This is a genomic window from Escherichia sp. E2562 (assembly GCF_005781075.1).
Classification (GTDB): Bacteria; Pseudomonadota; Gammaproteobacteria; order Enterobacterales; family Enterobacteriaceae; genus Escherichia.
The window spans coordinates 1-1,146 of the sequence record NZ_VATM01000041.1 but is presented as its reverse complement, the minus strand read 5'-3'; the positions used below and the strand labels follow the sequence as shown (position 1 = coordinate 1,146).

Genomic DNA, 1,146 nt, shown 5'->3' with positions numbered 1-1,146 from the left:
ATTTCCATCGAGAAAATCAACACTCCGCGCCGGACGTCAGAACCAGGAATAACGCGGCTTGCAACGCCTTCGGCAATCTTCAGCGCCAGTTCGGTTTTACCCATACCAGGACGAGCGGCGATAATCACCAGGTCTTCTGCGTTCATCCCTCCGGTGATGGCGTCAAGTTCTTCGATTCCGGTCTTCAGGGTATCTGACTCTTCTCCGTTCCTCAGACGCCTGTCAAGCGTGTCAGTGTAGTCGGTGATGATTTCCCCTAACCGTACAGGTTTAACCTCGTCACGGGGCTTTCTGATGGCTGAAAGACGCTTTACCAGCTCGTCCATCGCCTGACTCGATGTATCGATGGTTCCGTTCTGAATTGGTTCACGCATTTCATCCATGATTTCCAGCACCAGGCGGCGGTGATAGTTATCCGCGACCATTCCGGCATATCCCTTCAGGTTTGCGGCACTCGGGCAGTTTTTGCTGGTCATCAGGATTGACGTGAAATGCTCCTCTCCGCACTCCTCGGCAACCATCAGCGCGTCGATTAGGTTTCTGTTTCGCGCCTGCTTGCGGATAACCTCGAAGGCTTTCCGGTAGAGCGGAATTGAAAACGCTTCCGGCTCCAGCGTTGCCAGAACGTCACTAGCGGTTGGCGTCAATCCACCAATCAGCAGGCCACCGATAACGCTCGCTTCGATATCCTGTCTCATGCAATCCCCCTGTCTGCAAACTTCCCTTCCCGAACTCCCGTTAACGAGTCTTCCCTCAGCAGGTAATCAAAATCGGCCGTCCAGCCCGTGTCGTTGTCTCCGAAGTAAAACGGCTTGGCCTGATGCACAAACGCCCTGACATACGCTCTGAAACCGTCCACGTTTGGCGTTTTCAGTTGCGGGATGATTTTCTTCAGGCGGCGTTTGCGTTTCTCGTTGACCGCAACAGCATGTGGAAGTCTGTCACCGACTTCGGTGTTGTAGGCGTTCAGGAAGGATTCGTAGTCGATGCGTTCTGCCTTGCGACGTTCAGGTTTAACCTGCCCATCGCCGCCCCCGTTAGGGGGTAAGGGGGTATTTGTATTTATTGTCTTTTGTATATTGTCTTTTGTGTTTAGCTGACTTGGCTTATACCCATTAGCCGACTTGGCTAATGTTTTATTAGCTG

At 52.6% G+C, this 1,146-nt stretch carries 1 protein-coding gene and 1 pseudogene; both read right to left on the bottom strand.

Annotation, left to right across the window (positions count from 1 at the left end):
* On the bottom strand, nucleotides 1-698 hold a 698-nt coding region (locus FEK43_RS22665), incomplete at its 3' end, for a DnaB-like helicase C-terminal domain-containing protein (RefSeq protein WP_276608465.1).
* A pseudogene (locus FEK43_RS22660) lies at nucleotides 695-1,146 on the bottom strand (replication of DNA); the annotation flags it as partial. The pseudogene FEK43_RS22660 and the gene FEK43_RS22665, both read right to left, overlap by 4 nt.